The sequence below is a fragment of the Asanoa ferruginea genome, assembly GCF_003387075.1.
Lineage (GTDB): Bacteria > Actinomycetota > Actinomycetes > Mycobacteriales > Micromonosporaceae > Asanoa > Asanoa ferruginea.
Window position 1 is genome coordinate 1,857,672 of record NZ_QUMQ01000001.1, and the last position, 25,223, is coordinate 1,882,894.

A 25,223-nucleotide genomic window follows, 5' to 3' on the forward strand; every position below is an offset into this window, starting at 1 on the left:
GTTACAACGGGGTCGTGGACTTCCCCCGTGCGCTGCGCGAACGCCGCACCCGATCGCATCTGAGCCAGCTCGACCTGGCGCTGCGGGCCGGCACGACCCAGCGGCACCTCAGCTTCATCGAGTCGGGCCGCTCGGTCGCCGGCCGCAACATGGTCATCCGGCTCGCCGAGTCCCTCGAACTGCCGCTGCGCGACCGCAACGAGCTGCTGGTCTCGGCCGGCTACGCACCCGCGTACGCGGAAAGCCCGCTCGACGACCCGACGCTGGCACCGGTGCGCACGGCGATCGACCACATCCTGCGCGGCTACCAGCCCTATCCGGCGCTGGTCGTCGACCGGCAGGGCGACCTGATCGCCGCGAACGACGCGTTCGGCCTGATCGCCGAGGGCGCCGCCGCCGAGCTGGTCGGGCCCGGCCGCAACGTCTACCGGCTCGCACTGCACCCGGACGGCGTAGCACCCCGGATCCGCAACCTGGCCGAGTGGGCGCGCCACATCCTGGCGAGGCTCGGCCACCTGCCGGAACTGCGCGACGAACTGGCCGGCTATGTCCCCGACCTGGAGCCGTCGGCCGGGCAACTCGGTTTCGCGGTGCCCCTGGACCTGCTGTCCTCGCGCGGGGAGCTGCACCTGATGACGACCATCACGACGTTCGCCACCGCGGTCGACGTGACGCTGGCCGAGCTGAAACTGGAGGCGTTCCTGCCCGTCGATCCGGCGACCGCCGCCATTCTTCACGCCCCGGGAAACATGTAATCCGCCTTGATCCGCCCGTCGTCGTCGAGCACCAGCACCTCCAGGCCGCCGCCCGCCGGCTCCTCGGTCTCGACGGAAACCATCTCCCAACCGAACTTCACCACCCCATCCAGGCGTACGGCACCAGCGCGCGGCCGGAACGTGAACCCGCCCTTGGCCACCCACTCCTCGTAACTGCGGGTCACCCGCACCTCGATGGCGTCATACCCCTGTGCCTCCAGGGTGCTGTGGTCGAACCCGAGCGTCGCCGCGATCTCCCGGATCTCCGCCGGCGGCTGAAGGATGTGGCGGCCGTCCCGCGCCCACAGCGCCTCGATCGCCGCCCGGCGCCTTGCCGCGTCCGGCTCCGTCCACTGTGCGATGTAGCGGTCGGCCAAGTCCTGCGGGTCAATGTCAGTCATGGGCCCCATCCTGCGAGCGGCGCGGAAACCCGACAATTCCCTGCGGGGAATGGGTGTGCTCTACTCCCAGGCATGAGGCGGCGGGCCAGCTTGATAATCGGCGTCGTCATGCTGCTCGTCGCGGTCGCCGGCGTGACCGGCTGGCGCTGGTGGCACAACCGCCCGCCATACCCGCCGGAAGTCTTGATGGCCACCGCGAGCCTCAGCCTGGTCGACCAGGCAACCGCCGACGCCGCGTTCAACCCGCAGGCGATGCAGCAGGCCGGTGCCGGCGATCAGATCTTCCTCGGCCGCGTCGCCTGGGCGGCGCCGCCGAAGGTGTTGATCGCGCTGATCAGCGTCGGGCCGGACGGTCAGGTCTACTGGGCCCAACGACTACTGAACTGACCTGTAAGAAACGGCGCTGGGCGCGGATTACTCGGTGATGACAACCTCCGAGTGAAGGAGAGCCAGTGACGCATGCCGACGCCCAGCGGCGGTTCACCTCGATTTACTACGAGCATCACCCCCAGGTGTACGCGTACGCCGTCAGCCGGGCCGGTCGTGATCTCGCCGATGACGTCGTCGGGGAGACCTTCCTCATTGCGTGGCGCAAGCTCGCCTCCGTCCCGGCGGACGCGCCGCTGCCGTGGCTGCTCGGCGTGGCCCGCAACGTGGTGCGCCGGCGCTACCACGCCGAAGTGCGGCAGGCCGCCCTCGCCGTGGAGTTGCGGGCCTGGGTCGACGACGCGCAGCACGATGTGGCCGACGGCGTGACCGAGAAGGCGGCGATGCTGGCCGCGCTCGCCGCGCTCGGCGATGACGATCGCGAACTGCTCACCCTCGTGGCCTGGCACGGCCTGAGCCCCCGCGAAGCCGCCCGCGTGGTCGGGTGTTCGACCGCCACCTACTCCGTCCGGTTGCACCGCGCCCGCAAACGGCTGCAACAGGCCCTCTCCGCACCGGCCAAGGCCGAGCGTCGCACCCCCATCAACCTCACCAGCAAGGAGTTCAGCCGATGACCACCCACCGCGACGCCCTCCGCGAACTCGCCGAGGCCCGCCCGGGCCGGCTCACGCCGGACGCACCTCCGGCCGACCCGATCGCCTTCACCGCGCACCCGCAGCAGACCCGCGGTCTGCCCACCCGGCGCCTGGTGCTCGCCGGCGGGGCCCTGGTCGCCGCCGCGGCCGTCGGGGTCACCGCGATCGTGGTGCCGAAGGCCACGCAACCGCCGGCGGACACGGCGACGGCCGCCGGCCCGGCGCCCGCACCTCAAACGGCGCAGGATTGGCTATTGGTCGCCGCGACGTCCAGCGCCACAGCTCCGGCCCGTGCCGGCCGCTACTGGGTCTACCGCAGTGAGGAGGCCGCCAAGGACCACCCCACGCTCGTCATCGAGCAGTGGCTGTCCACGGTGGACCGGGCGCCGACGGCCGCATACTTCCGGGATCCGGTCAGTGGCGCGTGGAGCCGGCGCGACATGCAGGGCCACAGCGCGGCGAACAACTTCCTGCTCGGCGGCCAGGGCAGGTCCGCGCAGGCGATCGCCGCGCTCCCCGCCGACCCCGACAAGCTCAAGGCGAAACTGCTCACCTGGTACGCCGGCGGCGACGGCGACCAGGCCGATTTCCTGTTCTACTCCGCCAGCGCGCTCGTGCTGAGCCTGCCGGCCCGGCCGCAGGTGCGGTCGGCCGCCTACCGGATGCTGGCCGGCGTGCCGGGCATCACCGCTCTGGGCCGGGTCACCGACGCGGCGGGGCGCACCGGCATCGCCGTGGCGATCAGCCACCGGGGCGACAGCGGCGCGCAGGGCCAGGTCCGACTGATCATCGACCCGACGACCGGTGCGGCGCTCGCTCAGGAGCGGTGGACCGACGGGGTGAGGAGCAGCTACACGGCGCTGCTGACGGCCGGCTGGTCAAACGAAGACCCGCCAGCGGCCGCCGACATCCACTGACGGCCTCGACAGCACCCGCTGCCCCCGCCCATCATCGGGTGGGGGCAGCACCGTCCTGGCGGAGGTGAGCGATGCGACGCGGCACCTGGCCGCTGGTCGGGCTGGTCGTCGGCGCCCTCGGCGGCGGGCTCTGGGGCTGGTTCGGCAACGACTACGAGTCGGCCGACTCGGCCGTCGGCACCGGCTTCCTCGGTGCGCTGGCAGGGCTGCTCGCCGGTGCGGTCGCCTATTCGCTGGCTGGCCGCCGCCGTTCTCCGGGAAACCGCAAAAGCTGAGCACGGTCCGCCTTACGGTGGGTGCTTGACGCCGCGACGGCCGTCGCCTCGAGCGCGCCGCCGCCGAGAGGTTCAGGCCCTGGTGTCCGGAGCGCGCGCAGTCCGCCACCACGGGCGCTGAGGGAGCTGGCCCACATGACCGCGCAGACGAACATCAAGACCACCGTGCACAGCGTTACCTACGACCTGCTCCGGTCGCTGGGGTTGACCACCATCTTCGGCAACCCGGGGTCGACCGAGGAGACGTTCCTGGCGGATTTCCCCGACGACTTCACCTATGTGCTGGCGCTCCAGGAGGCCTCGGCGGTCGCCATGGCCGACGGGTATGCCCAGGCCACCCGACATCCCACGCTGGTCAACCTGCATTCGCACGCCGGCCTGGGCAACGGCATGGGCAACATCGTCAACGCCAGCCAGGGGCACACGCCGCTCATCGTGCTGGCCGGCAACCAGCACCGCGAGATGATGATCGGCGACCCCTACCTCAGCAACCCGGACGCGCCGGTGATGCCCCGCCCGTGGGTCAAGTGGGCCTACGAGCCCTACCGCGCCGAGGACGTACCCGAAGCGTTCATGCGGGCTTATGTCACCGCTCTTCAGCCGCCCGCCGGTCCGGTGTTCCTGTCGGTCCCGCTCGACGACTGGAACCAGCCGCTCGAAGGTCCCGCGGTGCGGCGCCAGTTCAGCACCGGCTTCGCGCCGGACGCGGAGCGGTTGCGGCACTTCGCGCAACGCATCACCGACAGCGACCGGCCAGCGCTGGTTTTCGGTCCTGACGTCGACCGCGCCGGGGGTTGGGACGCGGCCGTCGCGCTGGCGGAGAAGCTCAACGCCGGCGTGTATGGCACGCCGCTGCCCGACCGGGTCTCGTTCCCCGAGGACCACCCGCTCTACCAGGGCCCGATCGGCGAGTCGCTCAAGTCGATCAGTGACACCCTGGCCGGCCATGACGTGGTCGTCGTCATCGGCGCCCAGGTGTTCCGTTACTACGCCTACGAGGCCGGGGAGGTGCTGGCACCCGGCACCGACCTGCTGCACATCACCCACGACCCGCGCGTGGCCGCCGCGGCCCGGGTCGGCGACAGCATTCTCGGCGAGCTGCGCCAGTCGACGGAGATGCTCACCGAGCTGGTCGGCGCCAACGGTCGCGACAAGCCCAAGCCGCTCGCGCGCCAACACCCGAAGCTGCCGAAGAAGGAGAGCAGCCCGCTGACGCCGGACGAGGTCTACGCGGCGCTGGCCGAGGTGCGGCCCGAGCACGCCGTGCTGGTCAACGAGTCGACGTCCACGATGGAGCAGCACCAGGAGTGGCTGCCCACGGTCGAGCCGGACGCCAACTACGCCACACCCAGCGGCGGGATCGGCTGGGCGCTGCCGGCCTCGGTCGGCATCGCCCTCGGCGACCGCGACCGCGGCGACCACCGGCCGGTGATCGGGCTGATCGGCGACGGCTCGCTGGAATACTCCATCCAGTCACTGTGGACAGCGGCACAACACAAACTGCCCAACGTGTACGTGGCGATGCGCAACGGCGAGTATGCCGTCCTCAAGTCCTTCGGCGAACTCGAGCACACGCCCGGTGTGCCCGGCCTCGACCTGCCCGGCCTCGACATCGCCTCGCTGGCCCGCGGCTTCGGCTGCGCGGCCGTCGACGTCACCACGACGGCGGAGCTCAAGGCCGAGTTCACCAAGGCCTTGAGCTCCAACTCCGACCGGCCGACGGTCATCGTGGTGACAACCCAGCCGGAGCACGCGTCGCTGTGAGCGCTCAGGGGCGGCCGAAGGCGAGGTCGTTCTCGACGCCACGGAGCGCCGACGGCAACGGAATCCGTTGCAGCTCCTTGCCCTCGGTCGAGAAGACGACGAGCTGCCGGGCCGCTACGGCGACGATCCGGTCGGTGGTGGCCCAGACGACCGACCTGGCCAGGAACTCGTCCTCCGGCCGAGGGTCGAGTGCCGCCACCAGGTTGCCGGTGGCCGCTTCGATGATCCCGATCCCGGAGGAGTTGCCAGCCGAGATCGAGGCGACGACGTAGCGGCCGTCGGGCGACCAGGCATCGCCGGTCTGCACCGTTCCGGGCAGGAGCACCCGGCGACTCCGGCCGTCCGCGACCGAATACGCCTGGAAGGCGACCTGTGACTGGCCCGCCTCGGGGAGGCTGACCTCCTGGCCACCGGGCAGCCAACTCGGGCGGCAGAGTTCCCAGCAGAGCACCGATGGTCGCAGCGTGCGAGCCCGTGCCCCGGCCGCGTCCACCAGGACGATGCTGATCGTGTCCTGCTCCGGGCCCGGACCGGAGAAAACCAGCCGGCGGCTGTCGGCTGACCACTCTGGCGCGCCGACCTCCAGCTTCGGTCCGGTGACCCAGCGGACATGTTTGCTGGCGAGATCGAGAAGGCCCAGTCGACCGTTGTCGTCAGCGACGGCCGCGAGCTTGCCGTTCGGAGACACCCACGCCTGCGGATAGCCGGAGGAGCGGTATTTGTGCAGCTTCGGGTCATAGATTTGGCTGCCGGAGTCATTGCTGGCGCTGGCAACGTAGAGGCCGCCGGGCAGCGCGACCGCGCCGGGTGGCGCCGGCTTGGGCGGAGCCATGGTGGGCGGCGCGCTCGTGGAGGGCGCGCTCGTGGAGGGCGCGCTCGTGGCCGGTGGCGTGCTGGCCGGGGCTCCGAGCGGCCCCGGCGCCTGGCCGGGCAGGTAGACGAACGGCGCGACCACGGCCGCGACCGCCAACGCCCCGCCGACACCGCCGAAGACGTTGCGACGCAACCGCATCCGGCGGGTCCGCCGCAGCACCGCCTGGGTCGGGTTGGTGAAGCGCAACTCCTCACCGAGGTGCCGCAGGGCCTGTTCCACCCGCTCCTCGCTCATGTGATGACCTCCAGGTCAGCGTCGTCGGGCGCCAGGAGGCCCTGGCTGGCAATCAGCTCGCGAAGCCGGGCCAATGCCCGGGATGCTTGACTGGCAACGGTTCCCGGTGAGCAGCCCAACACCTCCGCGACCTGTTTCTCGCTGAGGTCTTCGAGATAGCGCAACACCAGCACCGCCCGCTGCCGGGGTGGCAGCCGCAGCAGCGCGCTGTGCACGGCGAGCCGATCGGCGACTTGTCGAGACAGGTCACCACGGGCGCTGCGCTCCGGCACCGACTCGACCGAGACCTCGCGCAGCCGCCGCAGCTTCTGCCAGCGCGAGATGTGGTCGTGGTAGAGGATCTTCCGCACATACAACTCGGCGCCGTGCTCGATCTTGTTCCAGCGGAGTGCCGTCTTCGCCAACGCGGTCTGCAGCAGATCCTCCGCCGCCTGCCGATTCCCCGTCAGCGCGTACGCGACCCGGAGCAGGGCATGACCGCGTTCCGTGACGAACGCGGTGAACTCCCGCTCGGCTGCTTCATCCATGGATCCTCCCCTCCGCTGACATAGACATCAGCCGACGGAAGAACCTTGCATGCCGGGCGAAACTAGGGCCAGAGCAGTTCGCGGGTCCAGCCGGCCGCAGTGCGCGAATACCGGAGCCTGGTGTGCTTGCGCTCCTTGTCGCCCTGCCAGAACTCGACCTCGGTGGCGGCGACGGTGTAGCGGGTCCACCCCGGGTCGACGAAGTCGGGTTCGGCCGCGATCCGCTGGGTGGCCTGCGTGACCGCGAGGTCGAGGGTGGCCCGGTCGGCCAGCGGTTGGCTCTGCCGCCCGAGCGAGGCTTCGGCGCGCGACCCCGCCGGCCGGGCGAGGAAATCGGCGGCGCCGGACTCGGGACGCACCGGCCCGCGCACCCGGATCTGGCGGGCCTGCGCCGGCCAGTAGAAGGTCAACGCCGCAACGGGGTGCCGGCTCAACTCCTGGCCCTTGGGCGCTGCCGCATGCGCGGCGAACTGCCACCCCTCGTCGTCGACCTGCTTGAGGATCAGGACCCGGGCAGACGGCACCCCGTCGAGGCCGATGGTGGACAGCGTCATGGCATGCGGCTCGCGGACCCCCGCCTCGACGGCGCTGCTGAGCCAGCCGAGGAACAACGTGTCCGGCCGCGCCGGCGCCTGCGCGGGGTCGAAGCTGGGCAACTGGCCGGCGAAGACCGGCAGCGCGCGCAGGTAGCTCCGGATGTCGGTCATGGCCGGCCGACGATCAAGCGCAGCGATCCGACGAACATCGATTGGGTACGCAGGTGCCCGTACCGGGCGTCCCATTCCCCCGACGCGAGGTCGGCGCGGAGCGCTTCGACGGCGCGGGTGGTGGCGGCCTCGTCGACGAAGCCCCACGCCGATTGCGCCGCCCGGACCCGCGGGTCGAGGAACCGCTCCGGGCGGGCGTAGTAGGCCTCGGTGAACCCGTCGACGCAGTCGATCGGTATCGGCACCTCGATGACCTCCGCGCTGGACCCGATGGCGGCCGCGATGGTGCCGATCGCCGGGTAGCGGCGGCGTTCCGCGGCGATCAACTCCGGTGCGTACGCGGCCAGCCAGAGCCGGTCGAGGGCGGCGCCGTCGAAGGTCAGCACGAGCACGGGGCCGCGGGCGACCCGCCGGAGTTCGGCCAGGCCGCGGGCGGTGTCCGCCCACTGGTGCACGGTGACGCTGGCCAGCACCGCGTCGAAGGAGTGGTCGTCGAACGGGAGATGCTCGGCGGTGGCGTCCAGCGCGGGCACCGCCGTCGCCGGCCGTTGCGCGCGCATCCGCGCCGACGGCTCGACCGCGACGACGTAGCGATCGGTGGGCTCGTAGGAGCCGGCGCCCGCGCCGACGTTGAGCAGGGTCCGGGCGTCGCCCAGCGCGGTGTGGACCAGTGCCGCGATCCGGGGATCGGGACGCCGCTGCACGGCGTACCCGTGGCCATTGGTCTCGTAGTCGAAGTCGCCCTTGATCATGCCGCGACGCTAAACCCGCACCTCGGGGTACAGGTCAAGGGTTTATGGTCGCCGGGTGCGAGTGGGTGAGCTGGCGCGGCAGACCGGCACGACGATCCGGGCCCTGCGCTATTACGAGTCGGTCGGCCTGGTGGTGCCGCGCCGGCTGGGCAACGGCTACCGCGAATACGACCCGATCGCGGTGCGCCTGGTCGACCAGATCCGCGAGCTGATGGCGCTGGGGCTCAGCGTCGAGGAGACCCGGCCGTTCGTTGAGTCGATCGCCGCCGGGGCCGACGACGCCGACGTCTGCGCGGCCGCGCTGGCGACCTATCGGAGCACGATCACCGGGTTGCAGGAACGGATCGGCAAGCTGACCGCGCAGCGCGACGCCCTCGACGCCCGCCTCGACGCGGTCGCCGGCCGGGTGGTGACCGCCGGACCCGCCGCGGTCGCCGATCCGGGCAACTTGATCGGCCGCGCCCTGCCGGCTCTGGTCTTCTACGCCACCGACGGTCGCCCGGTCGACCTCGGCGCGCTCGGCCCTGGTCGCAGCGTCATCTTCGTCTACCCGCTGACCGGGCGGCCCGGCGTCGACCTGCCCAACAGCCTGCTGGAGGTGCCCGGCGCGCTCGGCGACGCGGAGCCGGCGACCTGGTTCCGCGACCACCACGCCGAGCTCCGCACCGCCGGCGCCGCGCGCGTCTACGGGTTGTCGGCGCAGTCGACCGGCTATCAGCGCGAACTCGCGCACCGGCTGCGGCTGCCCTACCCGCTCATCCCCGATCCACGGCTCACGCTGGCCGCCGCGTTCGGTCTGCCCACCTTCACCGCGGGCGACATGACGTTGTACGAGCGCCTGACGCTGGTCGTCGCCGACGGGGTGGTCTCGCATGTCTTCCACCCGATCCCGTCGCCGGCGTCGCATGCACTGGAAGTCATGCGTTGGCTGACCCAGCAGCGTGCTACTGCTGGAGACGAAGGCTCCAGGTGGCGTCGCCGGGCGAGCTGACCTGGACGGTCAGCTCGTTGCCAGCTGCCACGGTGGCCTGGTTGCGGGCGGCGTAGCCCTCGGGCGTGCACGGCACGGTAAAGCGGTCGAGCGGCTTGAGCTCGACCTCGATCTCGGTGCCGGCGGTGCCGTGGCACGTCACCAACTCCCAGAGCGGGACGCCGCCGCGGATCTTTGCGCGGCCGACGATCGCGGAGCCCTGGGTCGGCTTCTGGTAGATCAGCGTTTTGACGTCGGGCAGTTCCGTCGCCTCGGCCGGGATCGGGCTGGCTGGGTCGGCCACCGGCACGGTCACCGGCGGAGTCGCGGTTGCCGCCGGGGTGTCGTCGGAGGTGCAGGCGGAGACCGCGGTCGCGAGCGCGACCAGCATGAGAGAGATCCCGATCGAGCGTCGCATTGTCATCCCCGGGGTGTGGTGGATGCAGATCATAGGTCGCGATCATCGAGCGAGCTACGGTCGTGGGATGCGCGTTCCTACCGCGGCGATCACCGCAGGATCCCTCATCGGCGGCTGGCAACTGGCCCGCAAAACCGGCAACCGCCCCCTCGGCGGCGTGGTCCTCGCCGCGGGCGGGGTGGCGGCCGGCCGCGAATGGGCCCGGCAGACCAGCCCGGGGGTGACCGGGGCGCTTGTCGCGACCTACCTCGCCGCCTTCGGGCTGTCGCATCCGCTGGCAAAGAAGATCGGCTCGTGGCCGGCGGTGTTGGCCGTCTCGGCACTGACCGCCGCAGCCTCCTACGCCGCCGCGGACCGCCACCCACGCCCGTAGGCCGACTCGGCACGCGCCCGTAGGCCGTCTCGGCCACCACCCACGGCCGCAGGCCGCCGCGGACCGCCACCCACGGCCGCAGGCCGCCGCGGACCGCCACCCACGGCCGCAGGCCGCCGCGGACCGCCACCCACGGCCGCAGCCCAAGTCGGACCGCCACCCCCGCCGCAGCCCGACTCGGACCGCCACCCCCGGCCACAGCCGCAAGCCACCTCTGGACCGACACCCCCGCGCAGCCCGACTCGGACCGCCACCCCCGGCCACCGCCGCAAGCCACCTCCGGACCGACACCCGCGGCCGTAGGCCGAGGGCCGCCGAACGCGGCCCCTAGGCGCCGTCGAGCAATGACCGCAGGGCTGCGCAGTGCGCCTTGTAGGCCTGCTCGCCCTCGGCCGTCATCCGGTAGGTGGTGCTGCCGCCGCGACCGTGTCCGTCCTTTGTGGACTTCACGTAGCCGGCGGACTCGAGCGTCGACATCTGCTTGGACAGGTCGGATTCGCTCAGGCCCAGGTGGTCGCGGAGGAAGCGGAACGAGACGGACGGCGCGTTGGCCAGGATCGCCATCGCCGCTAGGCGCTTGGGCACGTGGATGATCGGGTCGAGGCCGTCGATCATGCGAGGCGCGACCGCACCTTGGCCGCCGCCACCGCGTAGCGCCGCTCGTAGATCGCGAGCCCGGCGGTCACCAGCACGAAGGCGACCCCGGCCGCGACCGGTGCGCCGGCCAGCCACCACGTAAGGGCCACCACGAGCGCGACCGCGGGAACCGTGAAGCCGTAACCGCGCCAGACCGAGGCGATCTCGCGCGGCGGCGTGCCGCGGCCCGGCATCGGCAGCGCGCCGTGCCGCTGGCGCATCCAGGCGATGAACGCGCCCTCCAAGGCGACCAGCACCACCAGCAGCACGATGGCGAGCGCGAGATGCGACCGCCACCAGGAGAAGACGCCGATCATGGCAGCCACCCAGGCGCCGATGACCGGTGAATACCACCACGGGGTCGCGGGATAGTCGATGTAGGGCGCCGCCTCGGCCCGCTGCACGATATCCAACTGCTCCCGGGCGTCATAACTTTCCACAGCGGAAACCATAGGCGATAACTTTCCAGTCCGGCAAGTGGAAAGTGATTTGCGGCATTTCAGCCCTTGCGGGCTGATCGTCGGATTAGCCTGTGTCCACTATGCGCAACGTATCGAGGCGTGTCCGCCTGACCCTGCTGCCGTTGGCGATCGTGCTGCTCGTCGCCACCCTGGCCGCGCCGGGCGCCGCCGCACCCGTGGCCCCCGAAGACGGCTATTCCGGCTCCGGCTCGGTCATCACGGTCACCACCACGAGCGTTGGCGCACCAGGCAACCCGGCCGTGGCGGTCGTGCCGTTCACCGATGCCGTCTACCGGTCCTGCGCCGAGGCCCCGGCCAGTTCGCGCGGCTGCCTTGAGGTTGGCCGGGTCGGCTACCCGTACCAAATTGGTCAGATCGAAATCACGGTCAAGCAGTGGGTGGCGTTCCTGAACACCGCCGACGCGAGTGGCCGCGACCCGCACGATCTCTACGACGTGACCGAGAGTTCCAGGGCGTGGCCCCGGTTCGGGCAGATCAACTTTGCGCCACGCGCCGCGTTCGGCCGTCACTATTCGGTCGCCTATCCACAGTGGTCGGACAAGCCGTTCGCCTTCGCCAATTTCCTTCGGGCGGCGCGCTTCGTCAACTCGCTCGGCAACGGCCGGATGCTCGGCGCGCAGACCAGGACCGTCGGCCGGTTCCGCTACACGAGCTACAAGGTGAGCCTCTCACCCAACACCGAGACCGGCATGTACGACATGGCCCGGCGCGTGCCGACGCGATCGAAGAACACGGGATTCGTACTGCCCAGCCAGAACGAGTGGATCAAAGCGGCCTACTACGACCCGAGTGGCGGCGGCACCTACTCCTACTGGAAATACCCGACGAACGCCGGCGTCTTCGGCGACGGCGATGCCACGGCTCCCGCGCCGACCGTGCTCAACCCGTCGACCGGCGACGTGACCAACGGGACGACCCAACCCTTGGCCTCCTACCACGCCAGCGGCCAGCCGGCGCCGGCCTGGTGCCCCGGGCAGTTGTCATCGGACGCCTGCACCACGGTCAACCCGCTGGGGCTCGACCCGACCACCTACGCCTCGCTCTATCAGGGCAGCCTGAGCACCGTCGGGCAGGCCCGCACGCTGTCGCCGTGGGGCACTCTCGACCAGGGCGGCAACGCCGTCGAGTGGACCGACACGGTTGCTACACCCCCGGCCGGGCAGGACGGCGCGCGGGTATGGCGGCGCCTGCACGGCGGGATCTCCAACGCGCCGGCGTTTCAGATGTGGCCGTCGGCGGTCGGGCTCCAGCCACAGGACAACGCGTTCTTCGCGCACAGCTATCCGTGGCTCGGCATCCGGATCGGCGTGCTCAGTTCTTGAGGTTCTGCCGGATGCCGGCCCAGTAGGCACCGAGCAGCACGCCGCCGATCGCGGCCACGGCACCGGTCGCCTTGCCGGTGCCGAAGAACACCGCGATCAGGATCGCGACCACGTAGAGCATCGGCAGCACCGTATCCAGAGTTCGTCGATTCATGGCGCCAGATTAGGTCAACTTGATGACCGGCAAAGTCCCGGTCAGAACACGTAGTTGAACTTCTCCCACGGGCCGATCGCGGTGCGGTTGGCGATCAGGGCCTTCTTGCCGGCCGACTCCGCCGTCACGTAGCGACCGTTGACCTTCGACTGGAAGCTGACCGACCCGTCGGCGTTCTTGACGACCTTGAAGGTCTCCCAGGGACCGACCGCGGTGCGGTTGGCGATCAGCGGGTCCTTGCCGGCGTGGTCGGCGCACACGTATTTGCCGTTGACCAGCGACTTGAATGCCACGAAGCCGTCGCCGAGCTCCTCGACGAAGAAGAACTCCCAGAGGCCGGACTCGTAGCGGTTGGCGATCAGCGGCTTCTTGCCCGCCGAGTCCGCGGTCACGTAGCGGTTGTTGACCAGCGCGTTGATCGGCGTCGGGCCGGCGCCGACGGCAAAGCGGCTGAACTTCTCCCATGGGCCGATCGCCGTCCGGTTGACGATCAGCGGCGCCACACCGGCCTGGTCGGCGGTCAGGTATTTGCCGTTGACCTTCGAACGCAGGCTGATCGAACCGTCGGCGTTGGCGACGAGGTGGAACTTCTGTGCGTCACCGTCGACCCGGATGCTCGACGCGGCCAGCGATCCGTCGCTCGGTGAGACGGTCAGGAACCGCTTGTGCGGCACCGAGCGGATGGCGACGTCGCCAGATCCGAGATCGAAAAACTCGAAGAGGGTACGTGCCTCGTGGCTGCCCTGGTCGCTGGCGTAGAGCACGCGCGGGACGAGCGCGCCGACATAGCGCTGTTGACGCGGGCGAACAACTGCGACGTGCCGAGCGAATGCATGCAGTCGGCCGCCGGATACTCCCATTCCCCGGATCCGATGGGGTCGAAGTTGTCGATGATGACCTTCACGACCCCGGTCTTCGCCGCCGGAACGCTCACCGACTGGGCCGGCGCACCGGGCTCGAGGTCGAGGCTCTGGAAAAACCTGCCGTCGGACCAGATCTCGGCCGGGACGTGCAGGCCGCCGGCCGGCATCCCGACGGTGACCAGCAGGTCGTCGCAGCGCGACTGGAAGGTGGCGACGGGCATGACCGGGTCACCGCAGACCCGTGGCAGCTTGACCTCGCCCCGGTAGCCGTAGACGGCGTCGTCGGCCAGGTTGACGTTGAGGTAGACCTCGCCGGGCCCGAGGCTGTAGACGGTCGAGGTCGCGGTCAGCGTGCCCGCGGACGCGGCCGGCAGGATGTCGCCGCGCTTGACGCCGGTCAGGGTGCTGATCGGCGCGGCGGGGAAGGGCTTGACGAGACTGATCGCGACCGGCGTCTCCGTGGTGTTGGCGATCGTCCAGGTGACCTGCCAACTGCTGCTGGCTTCGTCGCACACCGCTACGCCGGTGATCTCCGGTTTGACACCGGCACTGGCAGGCGACGACACGACCACGGCACCGACCGCCGCGGCCACAATAGATACGGCGCCGGCCAACCAACGATTCATCCGCACGCGCGGAGCATAGTTGATCTTAGTGCGGCCGTTCGACCCGTGTCGGGTTGCCGCGGACCAGATCGTCGTGGATCTGCCAGCGGGCCGTGACAACGGCGCGGCCCGCGGCCTCGTCGGCGCCCTCGAGGCGTTGCCGCAACCGGGCCAGTGCGAGACGCCGGTTCAGGCTGAACTGGCGCTCGGTGTCGACCACCACCACGATTCCCGACGGGCGATGGGTCGCCCGCACCGCGGTGCTGGCCTTGTTGCGGTGTTGCCCACCGGGGCCGCCGGTCCGGATCGCGACGACCTCGACGTCGGTTTCCGCGAACGGCGTCACCGGCGCGTCGACCGCACATGGCCGCGCGACGACGAACCAGTTCTTTCGGCCGACCGAACGGTAGGGACTCGGCGCCTGCCAGCACAGCGTTCCCGTCCACGACGCGGCGAACTCCTCCGCACCCGGGCCGGAGATGTCGAGCAGCACCGACAGGAACGTCGCCGGGCGAGGGCCGGGCACGGTCTCGAGCCGGCGGATCGTCAGGCCCTGCCGAGCGCCCGCGGCCTCGAATCGGCGCGCCAACGACGCGACGGCCCAGGCGCACTCCTCCGGCCCGCGGCCGGCCGACATCAGCAGCGCGGTCATGACCGGCCCCGGGCGGCGCCGCGGGTCTTATAGGTGACGAGCGGGACCGTCGTCGCGATCGGGGTGGCCAGGCCGTGGTCGGTGAGGTCGGCGATGACCTGCTCGATCCGCTTGTAGGCCGTCGGCGCCTCCTCGAACAGCAGTTGCCGGTCGCCACACACCACGATCGAGCCCAATGGGGTGCGCCGTAGCTCTTCCACCGTGTGTTTGGCCTTGCCGCGGCGCAGCGCGTCGGCCCGGGACATCTTGCGGCCCGCGCCATGGGCCACCGACCGGTTGGCCTCGGGGCCGGCGTGCGCGGCCACCAGGTAGGAGTTGGTGCCCCGGGTGCCGGCGATCAGCACGTCGCGGCCGTCGCCCGGTGCCGCACCCTTGCGGTGCAGGAACACCCCGTCGTGCAGCTCGACCAGGTTGTGGCACTGGTCGACGATCGGCTCTTCGTAGCGGGCGCCCAGCGCTTCCAGCACCCGCTCGGCGATCAGCCGGCGGTTGAGCGAACCCCAGCGGACCGCATCGTCGTGCGCCGCCAGATAGGCCGCGGGATCGGCGGCCGGGCCGGCGCCGTGCACTTCGGTGTGCGCGCGCAGGATCCGCTCACCGAAGCCACGCGAGCCACTGTGGACGATCAGGACCAGCGCGCCCGCGCCGAGCTCCAGCCGAAGAGCGTGGTCGGCGTCGAGCACGGTGCCGACCCGGGCCAGCTCGACGAAGTGGTTGCCGCGGCCCACGGTGCCCAGGCTCTCGACGTAACCCCCCGGCGGCGTAAGGGAGTCGGGGTCGAGCGGGCGGTCGAGGTCGGGGAAGCGGCGGGCCAACTGCTCGGGGACGGCGCGCTTGAGGCTGACCGGGAACACGGCGATGCCGCAGCCGATGTCGGAGCCGACCAGGTGGGGGTAGAGCACGGTCGACGCCATGGCGGCGCCGATCGGCGCACCCTTGCCGGGGTGCAGGTCGGGCATGCCGGCGACGTGGAGCATGCCGTCGAGGGCGGCCACCTGGTGGCACTGGTCGACGGCGTCGGACTCGATCCAGCTGCGCGGAGACGCGAAGACGGTGACGGAAGACATGACGTCCTTGGGAAGGAGAAGGGGCGGCCTTGAACATGTGGGTGCCCGTCAGAACGTCATGGACCAAGGATCCTGAAGATCCCCGGTCGCGGCAACGGATTTTAGCGACCCGCCCGCGCCGCCGCACCGACGATCCGGTCGGTCTCGTCGTCGAACTCGCCGATCAGCTCTTCCAGCAGGTCTTCCAGCGCCACCACACCGACCACCTCGGCGCCGTCGGTGACGACCGCGAGTTGGGCGCGGTGTTCGCGCATCAGCCGCACCGCGCCGGCCACCGGGACCGAACCGCCGAGCGTCAGCGGTGACGACATCAGGTCAGCCGCCGTCTGTGGCACGCCCGAGAAGGTGGTCGAGCGCACCGCGTCGCGGACGTGGACGAAGCCGAGGACCTGGCCGCCCGGGCCGACCACGGCGAGCCGGGACCGGCCCGAGCGCCGGCTGGTCAGCTCGACCGACCGCGCGGAGTCGGCCGGCGGCACCGAGACGACTTCCCGCAGCGGTGTCATCACCTGCGCCACCGTGGTGTTCTGCACCGCCAGCATCGCGGTCAGCAACTCGTGTTCGCCCGCCTGGATCGTGCCGTGCTCGCGCGACGACTGGAGCAACAGCCGCAGCTCGTCGGGGCCGTGCACCTGGGCCAGCTCGTTCTGCGGTCGCACCTTGACCAGCCGCAGGCAGGCGTTGGCCAGCCCGTTCAAGGCCACCAGCGCCGGCCGGGTGAGCCAGGTGAAAGCGCGGAACGGGCGGGCCAGCAGCAGCGCCGACCGCTCCGGGTGGCTGATCGCCCACGACTTCGGGGCCATCTCGCCGACCACCACGTGCAGGAAGCTGACCACCACGACGGCGAACAGGAAGGCGAAGACGTAGGAGAGCCCCGATGGCAGGCCCACCGCGCTGAAGACCGGTTGCAGCAGGTGGCTCACCGTCGGCTTGGCCAGGGCGCCGAGCGCCAGGGTGCACAGGGTGATGCCGAGCTGGGCGCCGGCCAGCATGACCGACAGCTCGCGTACGCCGGCGATCGCCGACCGGGCCGATTTGTTGCCGTTGGCCGCGGCCTGTTCGAGCCGGTGCCGCTTGGACGCGACGAGGGCGAACTCGGCCGCGACGAAGAACGCGTTCGCCACCAGCAGGAGCAGCGACACGATCAGCGACCAGGTGGTGTTCATTTGCGCACCACCCACAGCGAGACCTCGTCCGGCACGTGCCGGCGGACCGTCTCGACGCGCAGCCGGGCCCGGCCCGGCGAGACCGGTTCGGCCTCCGGTGACAGCACCGGCGGCAGGCTGGCCAGCACCTCGTCGCCCGGTGCGGGCACCCGGCCGAGGTGCTGGAGCACCAGGCCGGAGAGGGTGTCGTAGCGGGGCGACGTCGGCAGCAGCACGCCGGTCGCCTCGGCCACCTCGTCGAGGCGCCAGCGACCGGGCAGCGACCAGCCGCTGTCCGCGCGGCGGTGCGCCGACGGCTGGGGCAGGTCGTCTTCGTCGTGGATCTCGCCGACCAACTCCTCCGCGACGTCTTCCAGGCTGATCACGCCGGCGAAGCCACCGTATTCGTCGATCACGCAGGCGAGCTGGCGGTGTTCGGCGCGCAGCCGTTCGAGCACGGCCGGCAGCGGCAGGGTCTCCGGCACCAGCACCGCCGGAACCGCCAGCGAACCGACCGTGACCGTGCCGCGCAGCGCCGGCTCGACGTCGACCACGTCGGTGACGGAGACGATTCCGCGTACGTCATCGACCGCGGGACCGAGCACCGGGAACCGGCTGTGGCCGGTGTCGAGCAGCTCGATCACGCGTACGGCCGGCTCGTCGGGGTGGACCGTGACCACGTCGACCCGCGGCACCATGGCGTCGCCGGCGGTGCGGGTGCGGAAGTCGAGGCCGTGGTCGAGCAGCCGGGACGTGTCGGCGTCGAGCACGCCCGAGGCGCGCGAGCTTTCGATGATCGCGTCGAGGTCTTCGGTGGTGGCGCCCTGCGGCAGCTCTTCGACCGGCTCGATGCCGACGGCGCGCAGCAGCCGGTTGGAGGTCGCGTCGAAGAGCTTGATCACCGGGCCGGCCATCGTCAGGTAGGCCAGCGTCGACCGGGACAGCGAGCGGGCCAGCGCGTCGGGCTTGGCGATCGCGAGGTTCTTCGGCGCGAGTTCGCCGACCACCATCTGCACCACGGTCGCGACCAGCAGGGCGATCAGCACCGAGATGGTGGCGGTCACCGCGGTCGACGCGCCGGTGAGGCCGACCAGGTCGGCGACGCCCTCACCCAGGAAGGGTTCGGCGACGTAACCAGCGAGGAGGGCGGTGACGGTGATGCCGAGTTGGGCGCCCGACAACACGAACGACAGGCGAGACGTGACGTGCAGCGCGCGCTCGGCGGCGGCGTCTCCGGCCTCGGCCGCGGCTCGCAACTTGGCCCGGTCGACGGCGACGTAGGCGAACTCCTGGGCGACGAAGAACCCGGTCGCCACGGTCAGGACGATGATGATCGCCAGGCCCGCGAGGATCAACATGATCTGTTCAGCCGGTCCGAGACCGGCTGGGTACTACAACCTTCAGCCACCTGACGAGGTTATCGGGATTCGCTGTGGGTTCGCTGAAGGTCAGGCGAGGTAGCCGCTGGCCTGGAGGTGGAACAGCTCCTGGTAGAGGCCGCCGGCGCCGACCAGGTCGTCGTGTGTGCCGTGTTGCACGATCCGGCCGTGGTGCAGCACGTAGATCTGGTCGGCGTGCCGGACGTTGGCCAGCCGGTGTGTGATCAGCACCACCGTGCGGTCGGGGCGGCGGCGGAGCTGCTGGAACATCGCGTGCTCGGCCCGGGCGTCGAGCGCCGACGACGGCTCGTCGCAGATGAGCAGCGGGGCGTCGCGGTAGAAGCCGCGGGCGGCCACCAACCGCTGCCACTCGCCGCCGGACAGGTCGTGCCCGTCCTTGAACTGGCGGTTCAGCAGCGTCGCGTATCCCTTGGGAAGTTTTTCGATCATCTCGTGGGCGAGCGCCGCGCCGGCGGCGTCGGTCACCGACGGTCCGTCACCGCGCTCCCGGCGACCGACCGCGATGTTCTGGTGCGCGGTGAACGGGAACTTCCACCAGTCCTGCGTGATCACCGCGACCTGCGCCGCCCGGCTGTCCGGGTCGAGCTCGCCGATGTCGGCACCGTCCCAGCTGATCCGGCCGCCGGTCGGCTGGTAGAGGCCGCTGAGCAGCTTGGCCAGGCTGGACTTGCCGGAGCCGTTCTCGCCGACCAGCGCGATCACCTGACCCTTGCGCAGGGTCAGCGACACCTCGTCAACGGCGGGCGCGTCGGTGTCGGGGTAGTGCAGGCTGACCCGGTCGAGCCGGATCTCCTCGAAGCCGGACACCGGCCGGCCGCCCGGTTCGGGCGCCCGCTCCCGGGCCCGGTCGACGAAATCGCGGAAGTCGCCGTAGTAGAGCGCGTCTTCGTAGAGCTGGTTGGTCGCGTAGACCGCCGTGTTGAGGCCCATCTGGGCGGCCTGCAAGGCCAGGAGTGCGGTCGCCGCCGCGGCCAGTGGGATGGCCCCGTCGACCAGGAGCCAGCCGAGCACGGCGTAGAGCGCGAGGCTCGCGAACCCGCCGAACGCGGCACCCAGCGTGCGGGTGCCCGTCTGCGCCCGGATGAGCCGCATCTCCGCACCGGTCTGGATCTGCATCACCCGCGAGTATTCGCCGAGCAGGAAGTCGCGCATCTGGTAGCTGCGGACCTCGGCGGCGGTGTGCCGGTTGGCCATGATGCTGCCCAACAGCCACATCCGGCGCCGGCGGCTGATGTAGGCGATCATCGCCAGGTATTCGCGCCGGGCCATCCGCACCGCCGTGATCGCCGACGGGATGGCCGCGACGATGAGGCAGGGCAACAGGATCGGCTCGATCACGGCGATCGCGGCCGCTGTCGCGGCGACCCGAACGAGGCCGGTGAACAGGTCCACACTGGAGTTGACGATCGACGCGGCCTCGGTCATGCCGCGTTCCTTGGCCCGGTCCATCTCCTCGGCGAAGCCCGGGTCGTCGAAGGCGGCCAGCCCGACGGCCGTCGTCGCGCCGAACAGCCGCAGCTCCACCGCATAGTTGATCTGCGGAGTGATCCGGGCCTGGGCCCAGCCGGCCGCGATGGTCAGCCCGCCCCGCATCGACACCGCGACCGCCGCCGCGACGAGGGCCGGCACAGCCGCCTTGATCCGATCCGGCGTCGGGCCGGCCGCGAACAGTTCGGTGAGCACGGTGCTGGTGGCCAGCAGCCCGAAGGTGGTCGCGACCCCGGCGAAGATGTTGAGCCCGATCGCCGCGCTCGTGTCGCGCTTGTTGGCCTGCCAGGCCAGCGACAGCGCCTCCCGGACGATGGCCGGCAGGCGCCGGGCGACCGACCAGAAGCTGGTGGCCGCGAACGTGTCGACGTGGTGCAGCCACGCCGGTGATCCGAGTTCGGGTAGGACGTCGTCTTCGTCGGCGGGCGGGGGTTGTCGCACGGTGGTCTGCTCCACTGGGCCGCTCCTCGGTCACAACCGGATCGGGCAGATAGGCAAAGGACCCGCGTGTTCGACGCGGGTCCCTGCCTACTGTAGTCGATGCGTGACCGAACGTAGCTCTACGAGGTGTAGACCTCCACTTCGTAGATTCGGGCCGCCTGGTTGCCGTCCTGGGTCGGCGTGATCACGTTGACCCGCACGTAGCGGGCGCCGCGCGCGGCGAACGAATGCGTGGAGACATTGCCCGTGTTGCCGCGCACCTGCGCGACCGTGTTCCACGAGGTGCCGTCGGTGCTCACCTGCACATCGAAATCACGGGTGTTGTAGGAGGCCTGCTCGCCACCCGCACCGGCGTGCCGGAGCACGATCCGCCCGACCGACGCCGTCGACTGGAGGTCGACCTGCCACCACTTCGACCCGCCGAGCGAGCACCACTTGTCGCTGTTGCCGCCGTTGACGGTGCCGTTGACCGCCTTGGCCGCACCTTCGTTGGCGGCGCACTGGCTGTCGGCGGTCGCCGGCTTGTTGAGGGCCAAGTTGACCGTCGGTGGCGTCGGGTTGCGCCGGTTCTCGAACTCGCGCGCCCAGAAGGCGGTCCGGTCGAGGTAGGCGGTCTCCGAGGCGGCGCCGCTGGTGCCGTAGGCGCCGACGTAGCTCTGGTAGTTGAGGCCGGCCGGCGGGCTGCTGCGCGCCGGTTCGATCGTCGAGCCCTCGTGCCACTCGTTGAACGACGTGATCGACACCCAGGTCGGCACGCCACCCTTGGTCGGGTCGAGCGCGTTGGTCCACTCCTGGTCGTAGGTCGCGCCGTTGTTGCGGGCCAGGGTCGGCGTCGTGTTGCCGGGCACCGCGCGGTCGTCGAGATAGCCGGGACCGACCGACGGCGACCAGATCAGGTTGTTGGCCTTGGCATACTCACCGGCGCTCTCCCAGCCCGGCGCCGTCGCACCGGCGATCACGTCGTAGGTGTAGAGGCCGCTGAAGTGCGCGATCTTCGAGACGTCGGTGGTCTGTGCCAGCACGATGTTGTTGCCGGTCACCGCGTCCAGCGCCGTCCAGTCGGTGATGTTGAGGCTGCTGAAGACGTAGAACGCGGGCTTGTTGCCGAACTCGGCCGCCCGGTAGAACGCCGGGTGGCTGCCGTAGCGGCTGTTGATGTAGTTGATGTCGGCGACCGTCGAGGCCGCGGTCTGGCCGGTGTAGGGCTCGAGGTGCCAGGCGACCTTGACGCCGGCGGCGGCCGCCGCATTCATGACCGTGGTCACCAGGTTGTCCTCGTAGGAGCCCTGGCCCCACCAGCTGTAGACGATCACGCCGGCGCCGGACCGGCGTACCCACTGCATGTGTTGGTTGACCGCGCCGTTGACATCTCCGGAGTCGTAGGCACCCAGCGTCGGGTAGTAGTCGGCGCCGATGTCGTTGGGCGGGTTGTGGTTGCCCTGCTGCCAGTGCCGGTAGCTGCCGTTGACCGTCGGGCTGCCATACCAGGGGTAGTAGAAGAGGTGGACGTTGGTCGACAGAGCGGCCTGCGACCCGGTCACGGTGATCACGACCTGGCCGCTCGCGCTGGCACCACGGGCGTCGGTCACCGTCAGCCGGGCGGTGAAGCTGCCCGCCGTGGCGTAGGTGTGTGTGGCGTTGGCGGTGGTGGCCGTGCCGCCGTCGCCGAAGTCCCACCGGTAGGTGAGCGCGTCGCCGTCGGGGTCGGTGGCGCTGCCGGTGAAGGTCACCTGCAACGGCGCCGGGCCGCTGGTCGGGTTGGCGATCGGGGTCTGCACGACGGGCGGCCGGTTGGTCGGTGTGCCGCCGACGCCGGAGCCGACGAAGTCGACCCAGTTGATGTTGAACAGCCCACCGCCGTTGGCGGTGCCGGTCGGCGGCCGGGCGACGAAGAACAGCGGCTGGGTCGCGGTGTTGGCCGGCACCCCGACCGTGACGTCGGTGTAGCCCTGCCAGTTGCCGGTCGCCGGGATGGCCGCGGTGGCCAGCAGCGTGCCGGTCGCCGAGCCCGCGCGGATCTCCACCCGGCCGCCCGGCCCGCCGGACGCGCCGCGCAGCCGGATCGAGGTGATGTTGGTGAGGTTGGTGGGCGCGAACGACCACCAGTCGCCGTCTTCGATGAAGCCGATGTTCTGGAAGCCGCCGGCGCTGTCGCCGGTCGCCTCGCGCACCACGCCGGGGTCGCCGCCGCCGGTCGACCCGGCCACCCGACCGGTCGCGGTGAAGAACTCGGCCTGCTTGCGCTTGGGCTGCAACTGGATGATGGCCCGGCCGGTCAGCCCGCCATTGTCCACATAGGTGGCTTCCAGCACGGCGAAGATGTTGGCGTCGGTGCCGTGCCCGGTGGCCAGCGTGGTCTGCACGCTACCGGAGCAGCCGTTGACCTGTTGCAACTCGTGGGCGTGCTCGTCGTGGCCGAGCAAGTAGCGCACGGTCACCCGGTTGCAGGCGATGGTGCCGTCTTCGGGGTCGGTGACGCTGACCGTGAACGGCACCTGGTCGCCCCAGTCGAAGAAGCCACCCTCGGGCGGCGAGGTGAGCCGCACGGTCGGCGTGGTGTTGCCGACCACGACCGGCACGTTGGCGACGGCCGTCTTGCCGCCCGGGTCGCGCACGGTCAACTGCGCGGTGAAACTCCCGTTGGCCGTGTAGGTGTGGCTCGGGTTGGCCGCGGTCGAGGTGCCGCCGTCGCCGAACGCCCAGGCGTAGGTGATCGGCTGGCCGGCCGGGTCACGCGAGCCGGCGCTGCTGAACTGCACGGTCAACGGCGCGGCGCCGCTGGTCGGTTGCCCGGCCGCGACCGCGATCGGGGCGAGGTCGACGTCAGTCGAGCGGTAGTCGATCCGGTAGACGCCGGAGTTGTCGTTGTTGCCGCCGAAGCCGCTGCCCCACTCGATCAGGTAGAGCGCGCCGTCGGCGCCGAACTCCATGTCCATCGGGCGGACCAGCGGCATGCCGGTGAGCAACTGGTTGATGTCGACCAGCGACCGGCCGTCCGGGGTCACCTGCATCGCATACATCTTCGACTGGTTCCACTCGCCGAGGAGCGCCTTGCCGTCGTAGTAGGCGGGCCACTTGCGGGTCGAGGCGCTCGCGGCGTTGAAGCGGTAGACCGGGCCGCCCATCGGCGCGCCACCACCGCCGATCTCCGGGAACCGCGGGTTGCCGTCGTAGTCGAAGTCGACGGTCGCCGGGATCGCCGCCGGCAGGTTGGTCAGGCCGGTGTTGTTGGGCGAGTTGTTGACCGGAGCGGCGCAGTTGTAGGCCGCCTGGGCGGGCCCGTCCGGGAAGGTGAACTCCCGGTAGGCGTAGTTGTTGCCGACGCAGTAGGGCCAGCCGTAGTTGCCGGGTTGCCCGACGATGTTCCACTCCACGGTGTTGCCGGGGCCGCGCTCGCTGTTGGCCTGGCCCGCGTCGGGGCCGTAGTCGGCCACGTACAACGTGTTGGTCTTGCTGTCGATCCCGATCCGGAACGGGTTGCGGAAGCCCATCGCGAAGATCTCCGGCCGGGTCTGCGCGGTGCCCGGCGCGAACAGGTTGCCGCTCGGCACGGTGTAGCCGCCGTCGGTGGTCGGCTTGATCCGCAGCACCTTGCCGCGCAGGTCGTTGGTGTTGGCCGAGGTGCGCTGGGAGTCGAAGTCCTGCCGGCCCGCCCGCTCGTCGATCGGGGCGTACCCGCTGGATTCGAAGGGGTTGGTGTTGTCGCCCGTGGCCAGGTAGAGGTTGCCGGCCGCGTCGAAGGTCATCGACCCGCCCATGTGGCAGCAGGTGTTGCGTTGGGTCGGCACCTGGAGCACGACCCGCTCGCTGGCCAGGTCGAGGCTGTCGCCGTTGACGGTGAACCGGGAGACCTGGTTGCGGGTCGCGCCGGTGGTCGGCGCGTAGTAGACGTAGAGCCAGCGGTTGGTCGCGAAGCCCGGGTCGAGGGTGATGCCGAGCAGGCCGTCTTCGTTGCCGGTGAACACCGGGATGGTGCCCGCGGTCACGGTGGTGCGGGTGTCGGGCTTGATGATCTGGACCCGGCCGTCACGCTCGATGTAGAAGACCCGGCCGTCGGGCGCGACCGCGAGTTCCATCGGGTTCTGCGTGTTGGTGTCGAGCGCGACCTTCTCGAAGTTGGCGGTCAGGCTGGCACCGCAGTCGGCACTCTTCGCGCCGGTCACGGTCTGGATGCCACCGAGCAGGTGGGCGCGGAACTGCGGGTCGCTGTAGGACTCGATGGTGTGGCCGAGGCCGGTATACCAGGACCGGCCGCCGTCGAAGGCCTTGCACCAGGTGATCGGGTGGTCGGCGCCCATCGCGCCGGTGCCCGGTGTGTAGGTCGTCTCATCGAGGCTGGCCAGCACGTGCGCGGTCGCCCGCGGGTTGGTGCGGTAGTTGTAGAGCTCGTCGAGCCGGCTCCAGCGGGCCGGCAGGCCTGCGGTCGACGGATGCGCCGGGTCTTCGACCTTCACCGTGGCCGTCTGGTTGGCCGGGTGGGCGTTGAAGTAAGCGCCGACGAGGTTGCCATACCAGGCCCAGTCGTATTCGGTGTCGGCCGCGGCGTGCACACCGGCGTAACCGCCGCCGGCCCGGATGAAGCGCTCGAAGGCCGCCTGCTGGTTGCCGTCGAGCACGTCGCCGGTGGTGGAGAGCCAGACCACGGCGTCATATTGCGCGAGGTTGGCATCGGTGAACGCGCCGGCGTCTTCGGTCGCGGTCACCGAGAAGTCGTTGGCGGCACCGAGTTGCTGGATCGCGGTGATGCCGGCGGGGATCGAGTCGTGGCGGAAGCCGGCCGTCTTGGAGAACACCAGGACCGCGAAGGACGCGGCCTGTGCGGGAGTGGCGGCGAGGACGGTCGCCGCGGCCAGCACAAGGGCAAGGGCTAAGGCGATGGGGGTACGGCGTGGCATGGGCGCGCTCCTCTGCGGGGCAGATGCCGGGCACGGGATGGCCCTGCGACTCGCCGAGGCCGCGGGGAGGTCATAGATTAACGC

The 25,223-nt window shown here is 70.7% G+C and carries 26 protein-coding genes; 9 read left to right on the top strand and 17 right to left on the bottom strand.

The genetic code is table 11. The features are described from left to right. The first annotated feature begins 14 nt into the window (after positions 1-14). Positions 15-755 carry a helix-turn-helix domain-containing protein gene (locus DFJ67_RS09025; protein WP_116067466.1) on the top strand — a complete coding sequence of 247 codons (741 nt, stop codon included), beginning with the start codon at positions 15-17 and terminating at the stop codon, positions 753-755. On the opposite strand, the gene DFJ67_RS09030 is transcribed toward DFJ67_RS09025, so the two are convergent. Next, positions 734-1,156 (bottom strand): hypothetical protein, encoded by a 423-nt coding sequence (locus DFJ67_RS09030; RefSeq protein WP_116075925.1) that lies wholly within the window; start codon positions 1,154-1,156, stop codon positions 734-736. The genes DFJ67_RS09025 and DFJ67_RS09030 overlap by 22 nt on opposite strands. Positions 1,157-1,228: 72 nt before the next feature. On the opposite strand from DFJ67_RS09030, the gene DFJ67_RS09035 reads away from it, so the two are divergent. From DFJ67_RS09035 to mdlC, 5 genes are all read left to right on the top strand, one after another. Further along, complete coding sequence (locus tag DFJ67_RS09035) at positions 1,229-1,543, top strand: hypothetical protein (RefSeq protein WP_147315455.1); 315 nt, start codon at positions 1,229-1,231, stop codon at positions 1,541-1,543. Between the two features lie 65 nt (positions 1,544-1,608). After that, a complete protein-coding gene (locus DFJ67_RS09040; RefSeq protein ID WP_116067468.1) occupies positions 1,609-2,157 on the top strand; it encodes an RNA polymerase sigma factor in 549 nt (182 codons plus the stop codon). Next, entirely contained in the window at positions 2,154-3,095 is a 942-nt protein-coding gene (locus tag DFJ67_RS09045) for a CU044_5270 family protein (RefSeq protein ID WP_116067469.1), read from the top strand. The genes DFJ67_RS09040 and DFJ67_RS09045 overlap by 4 nt, the downstream gene beginning before the upstream one ends. Before the next feature lie 71 nt (positions 3,096-3,166). Further along, positions 3,167-3,370 carry a hypothetical protein gene (locus DFJ67_RS09050; RefSeq protein WP_116067470.1) on the top strand — a complete coding sequence of 68 codons (204 nt, stop codon included), beginning with the start codon at positions 3,167-3,169 and terminating at the stop codon, positions 3,368-3,370. Positions 3,371-3,505: 135 nt separating this feature from the next. After that, a complete protein-coding gene (gene mdlC, locus DFJ67_RS09055) occupies positions 3,506-5,134 on the top strand; it encodes a benzoylformate decarboxylase (protein WP_116067471.1) in 1,629 nt (542 codons plus the stop codon). Between the two features lie 4 nt (positions 5,135-5,138). On the opposite strand, the gene DFJ67_RS09060 is transcribed toward mdlC, so the two are convergent. From DFJ67_RS09060 to DFJ67_RS09075, 4 genes are all read right to left on the bottom strand, one after another. After that, positions 5,139-6,242 carry a TolB family protein gene (locus DFJ67_RS09060; RefSeq protein ID WP_116067472.1) on the bottom strand — a complete coding sequence of 368 codons (1,104 nt, stop codon included), beginning with the start codon at positions 6,240-6,242 and terminating at the stop codon, positions 5,139-5,141. After that, entirely contained in the window at positions 6,239-6,769 is a 531-nt protein-coding gene (locus DFJ67_RS09065; RefSeq protein ID WP_116067473.1) for a SigE family RNA polymerase sigma factor, read from the bottom strand. Before DFJ67_RS09065 ends, DFJ67_RS09060 begins: the two co-directional genes overlap by 4 nt. A 62-nt stretch (positions 6,770-6,831) precedes the next feature. Continuing rightward, positions 6,832-7,476, bottom strand: a complete 645-nt coding sequence (locus tag DFJ67_RS09070) for a pyridoxine/pyridoxamine 5'-phosphate oxidase (RefSeq protein ID WP_116067474.1) — start codon at positions 7,474-7,476, stop codon at positions 6,832-6,834. Continuing rightward, positions 7,473-8,228, bottom strand: a complete 756-nt coding sequence (locus DFJ67_RS09075; RefSeq protein ID WP_116067475.1) for a class I SAM-dependent methyltransferase — start codon at positions 8,226-8,228, stop codon at positions 7,473-7,475. Before DFJ67_RS09075 ends, DFJ67_RS09070 begins: the two co-directional genes overlap by 4 nt. Before the next feature lie 55 nt (positions 8,229-8,283). Here DFJ67_RS09075 and DFJ67_RS09080 point away from each other — a divergent pair, with 55 nt between their 5' ends. Next, complete coding sequence (locus DFJ67_RS09080; protein ID WP_170215770.1) at positions 8,284-9,219, top strand: MerR family transcriptional regulator; 936 nt, start codon at positions 8,284-8,286, stop codon at positions 9,217-9,219. Here DFJ67_RS09080 and DFJ67_RS09085 read toward each other — a convergent pair. Beyond that, positions 9,173-9,622 carry a hypothetical protein gene (locus tag DFJ67_RS09085; RefSeq protein ID WP_147315456.1) on the bottom strand — a complete coding sequence of 150 codons (450 nt, stop codon included), beginning with the start codon at positions 9,620-9,622 and terminating at the stop codon, positions 9,173-9,175. The genes DFJ67_RS09080 and DFJ67_RS09085 overlap by 47 nt on opposite strands. A 61-nt stretch (positions 9,623-9,683) precedes the next feature. Here DFJ67_RS09085 and DFJ67_RS09090 point away from each other — a divergent pair, with 61 nt between their 5' ends. Next, positions 9,684-9,989, top strand: a complete 306-nt coding sequence (locus DFJ67_RS09090) for a hypothetical protein (RefSeq protein WP_116067478.1) — start codon at positions 9,684-9,686, stop codon at positions 9,987-9,989. Between the two features lie 327 nt (positions 9,990-10,316). On the opposite strand, the gene DFJ67_RS09095 is transcribed toward DFJ67_RS09090, so the two are convergent. After that, a complete protein-coding gene (locus DFJ67_RS09095) occupies positions 10,317-10,604 on the bottom strand; it encodes a winged helix-turn-helix domain-containing protein (protein ID WP_116067479.1) in 288 nt (95 codons plus the stop codon). After that, on the bottom strand, positions 10,601-11,065 hold the full coding sequence (locus DFJ67_RS09100; RefSeq protein ID WP_116067480.1) for a hypothetical protein: 465 nt from the start codon (positions 11,063-11,065) through the stop codon (positions 10,601-10,603). The genes DFJ67_RS09095 and DFJ67_RS09100 overlap by 4 nt, the downstream gene beginning before the upstream one ends. A 101-nt stretch (positions 11,066-11,166) precedes the next feature. Between DFJ67_RS09100 and DFJ67_RS09105 the strand changes: the two genes are divergently transcribed. Next, complete coding sequence (locus tag DFJ67_RS09105) at positions 11,167-12,429, top strand: SUMF1/EgtB/PvdO family nonheme iron enzyme (RefSeq protein ID WP_203784477.1); 1,263 nt, start codon at positions 11,167-11,169, stop codon at positions 12,427-12,429. Here the strand turns inward: DFJ67_RS09105 and DFJ67_RS42575 are convergent. From DFJ67_RS42575 to DFJ67_RS43210, 9 genes are all read right to left on the bottom strand, one after another. Then, positions 12,419-12,583 carry a hypothetical protein gene (locus DFJ67_RS42575; RefSeq protein ID WP_170215771.1) on the bottom strand — a complete coding sequence of 55 codons (165 nt, stop codon included), beginning with the start codon at positions 12,581-12,583 and terminating at the stop codon, positions 12,419-12,421. The genes DFJ67_RS09105 and DFJ67_RS42575 overlap by 11 nt on opposite strands. A 41-nt stretch (positions 12,584-12,624) precedes the next feature. After that, positions 12,625-13,257 carry a fascin domain-containing protein gene (locus DFJ67_RS09110; protein WP_116067481.1) on the bottom strand — a complete coding sequence of 211 codons (633 nt, stop codon included), beginning with the start codon at positions 13,255-13,257 and terminating at the stop codon, positions 12,625-12,627. Further along, positions 13,236-14,078 carry a hypothetical protein gene (locus tag DFJ67_RS09115; RefSeq protein ID WP_147315458.1) on the bottom strand — a complete coding sequence of 281 codons (843 nt, stop codon included), beginning with the start codon at positions 14,076-14,078 and terminating at the stop codon, positions 13,236-13,238. Before DFJ67_RS09115 ends, DFJ67_RS09110 begins: the two co-directional genes overlap by 22 nt. A 19-nt stretch (positions 14,079-14,097) precedes the next feature. Further along, a complete protein-coding gene (prfH, locus tag DFJ67_RS09120) occupies positions 14,098-14,703 on the bottom strand; it encodes a peptide chain release factor H (protein WP_116067483.1) in 606 nt (201 codons plus the stop codon). After that, positions 14,700-15,770, bottom strand: coding sequence for an RNA ligase RtcB family protein (locus tag DFJ67_RS09125; protein ID WP_116067484.1), 1,071 nt, complete (start codon positions 15,768-15,770; stop codon positions 14,700-14,702). The genes prfH and DFJ67_RS09125 overlap by 4 nt, the downstream gene beginning before the upstream one ends. 101 nt (positions 15,771-15,871) lie before the next feature. Beyond that, a complete protein-coding gene (locus DFJ67_RS09130) occupies positions 15,872-16,936 on the bottom strand; it encodes a hemolysin family protein (RefSeq protein WP_116067485.1) in 1,065 nt (354 codons plus the stop codon). Continuing rightward, positions 16,933-18,273 (bottom strand): hemolysin family protein, encoded by a 1,341-nt coding sequence (locus DFJ67_RS09135; protein ID WP_116067486.1) that lies wholly within the window; start codon positions 18,271-18,273, stop codon positions 16,933-16,935. The genes DFJ67_RS09130 and DFJ67_RS09135 overlap by 4 nt, the downstream gene beginning before the upstream one ends. 90 nt (positions 18,274-18,363) lie before the next feature. Further along, on the bottom strand, positions 18,364-20,259 hold the full coding sequence (locus DFJ67_RS09140) for an ABC transporter ATP-binding protein (protein WP_116067487.1): 1,896 nt from the start codon (positions 20,257-20,259) through the stop codon (positions 18,364-18,366). Positions 20,260-20,363: 104 nt separating this feature from the next. Then, complete coding sequence (locus tag DFJ67_RS43210) at positions 20,364-25,139, bottom strand: ThuA domain-containing protein (RefSeq protein ID WP_116067488.1); 4,776 nt, start codon at positions 25,137-25,139, stop codon at positions 20,364-20,366. Positions 25,140-25,223: the final 84 nt, after the last annotated feature.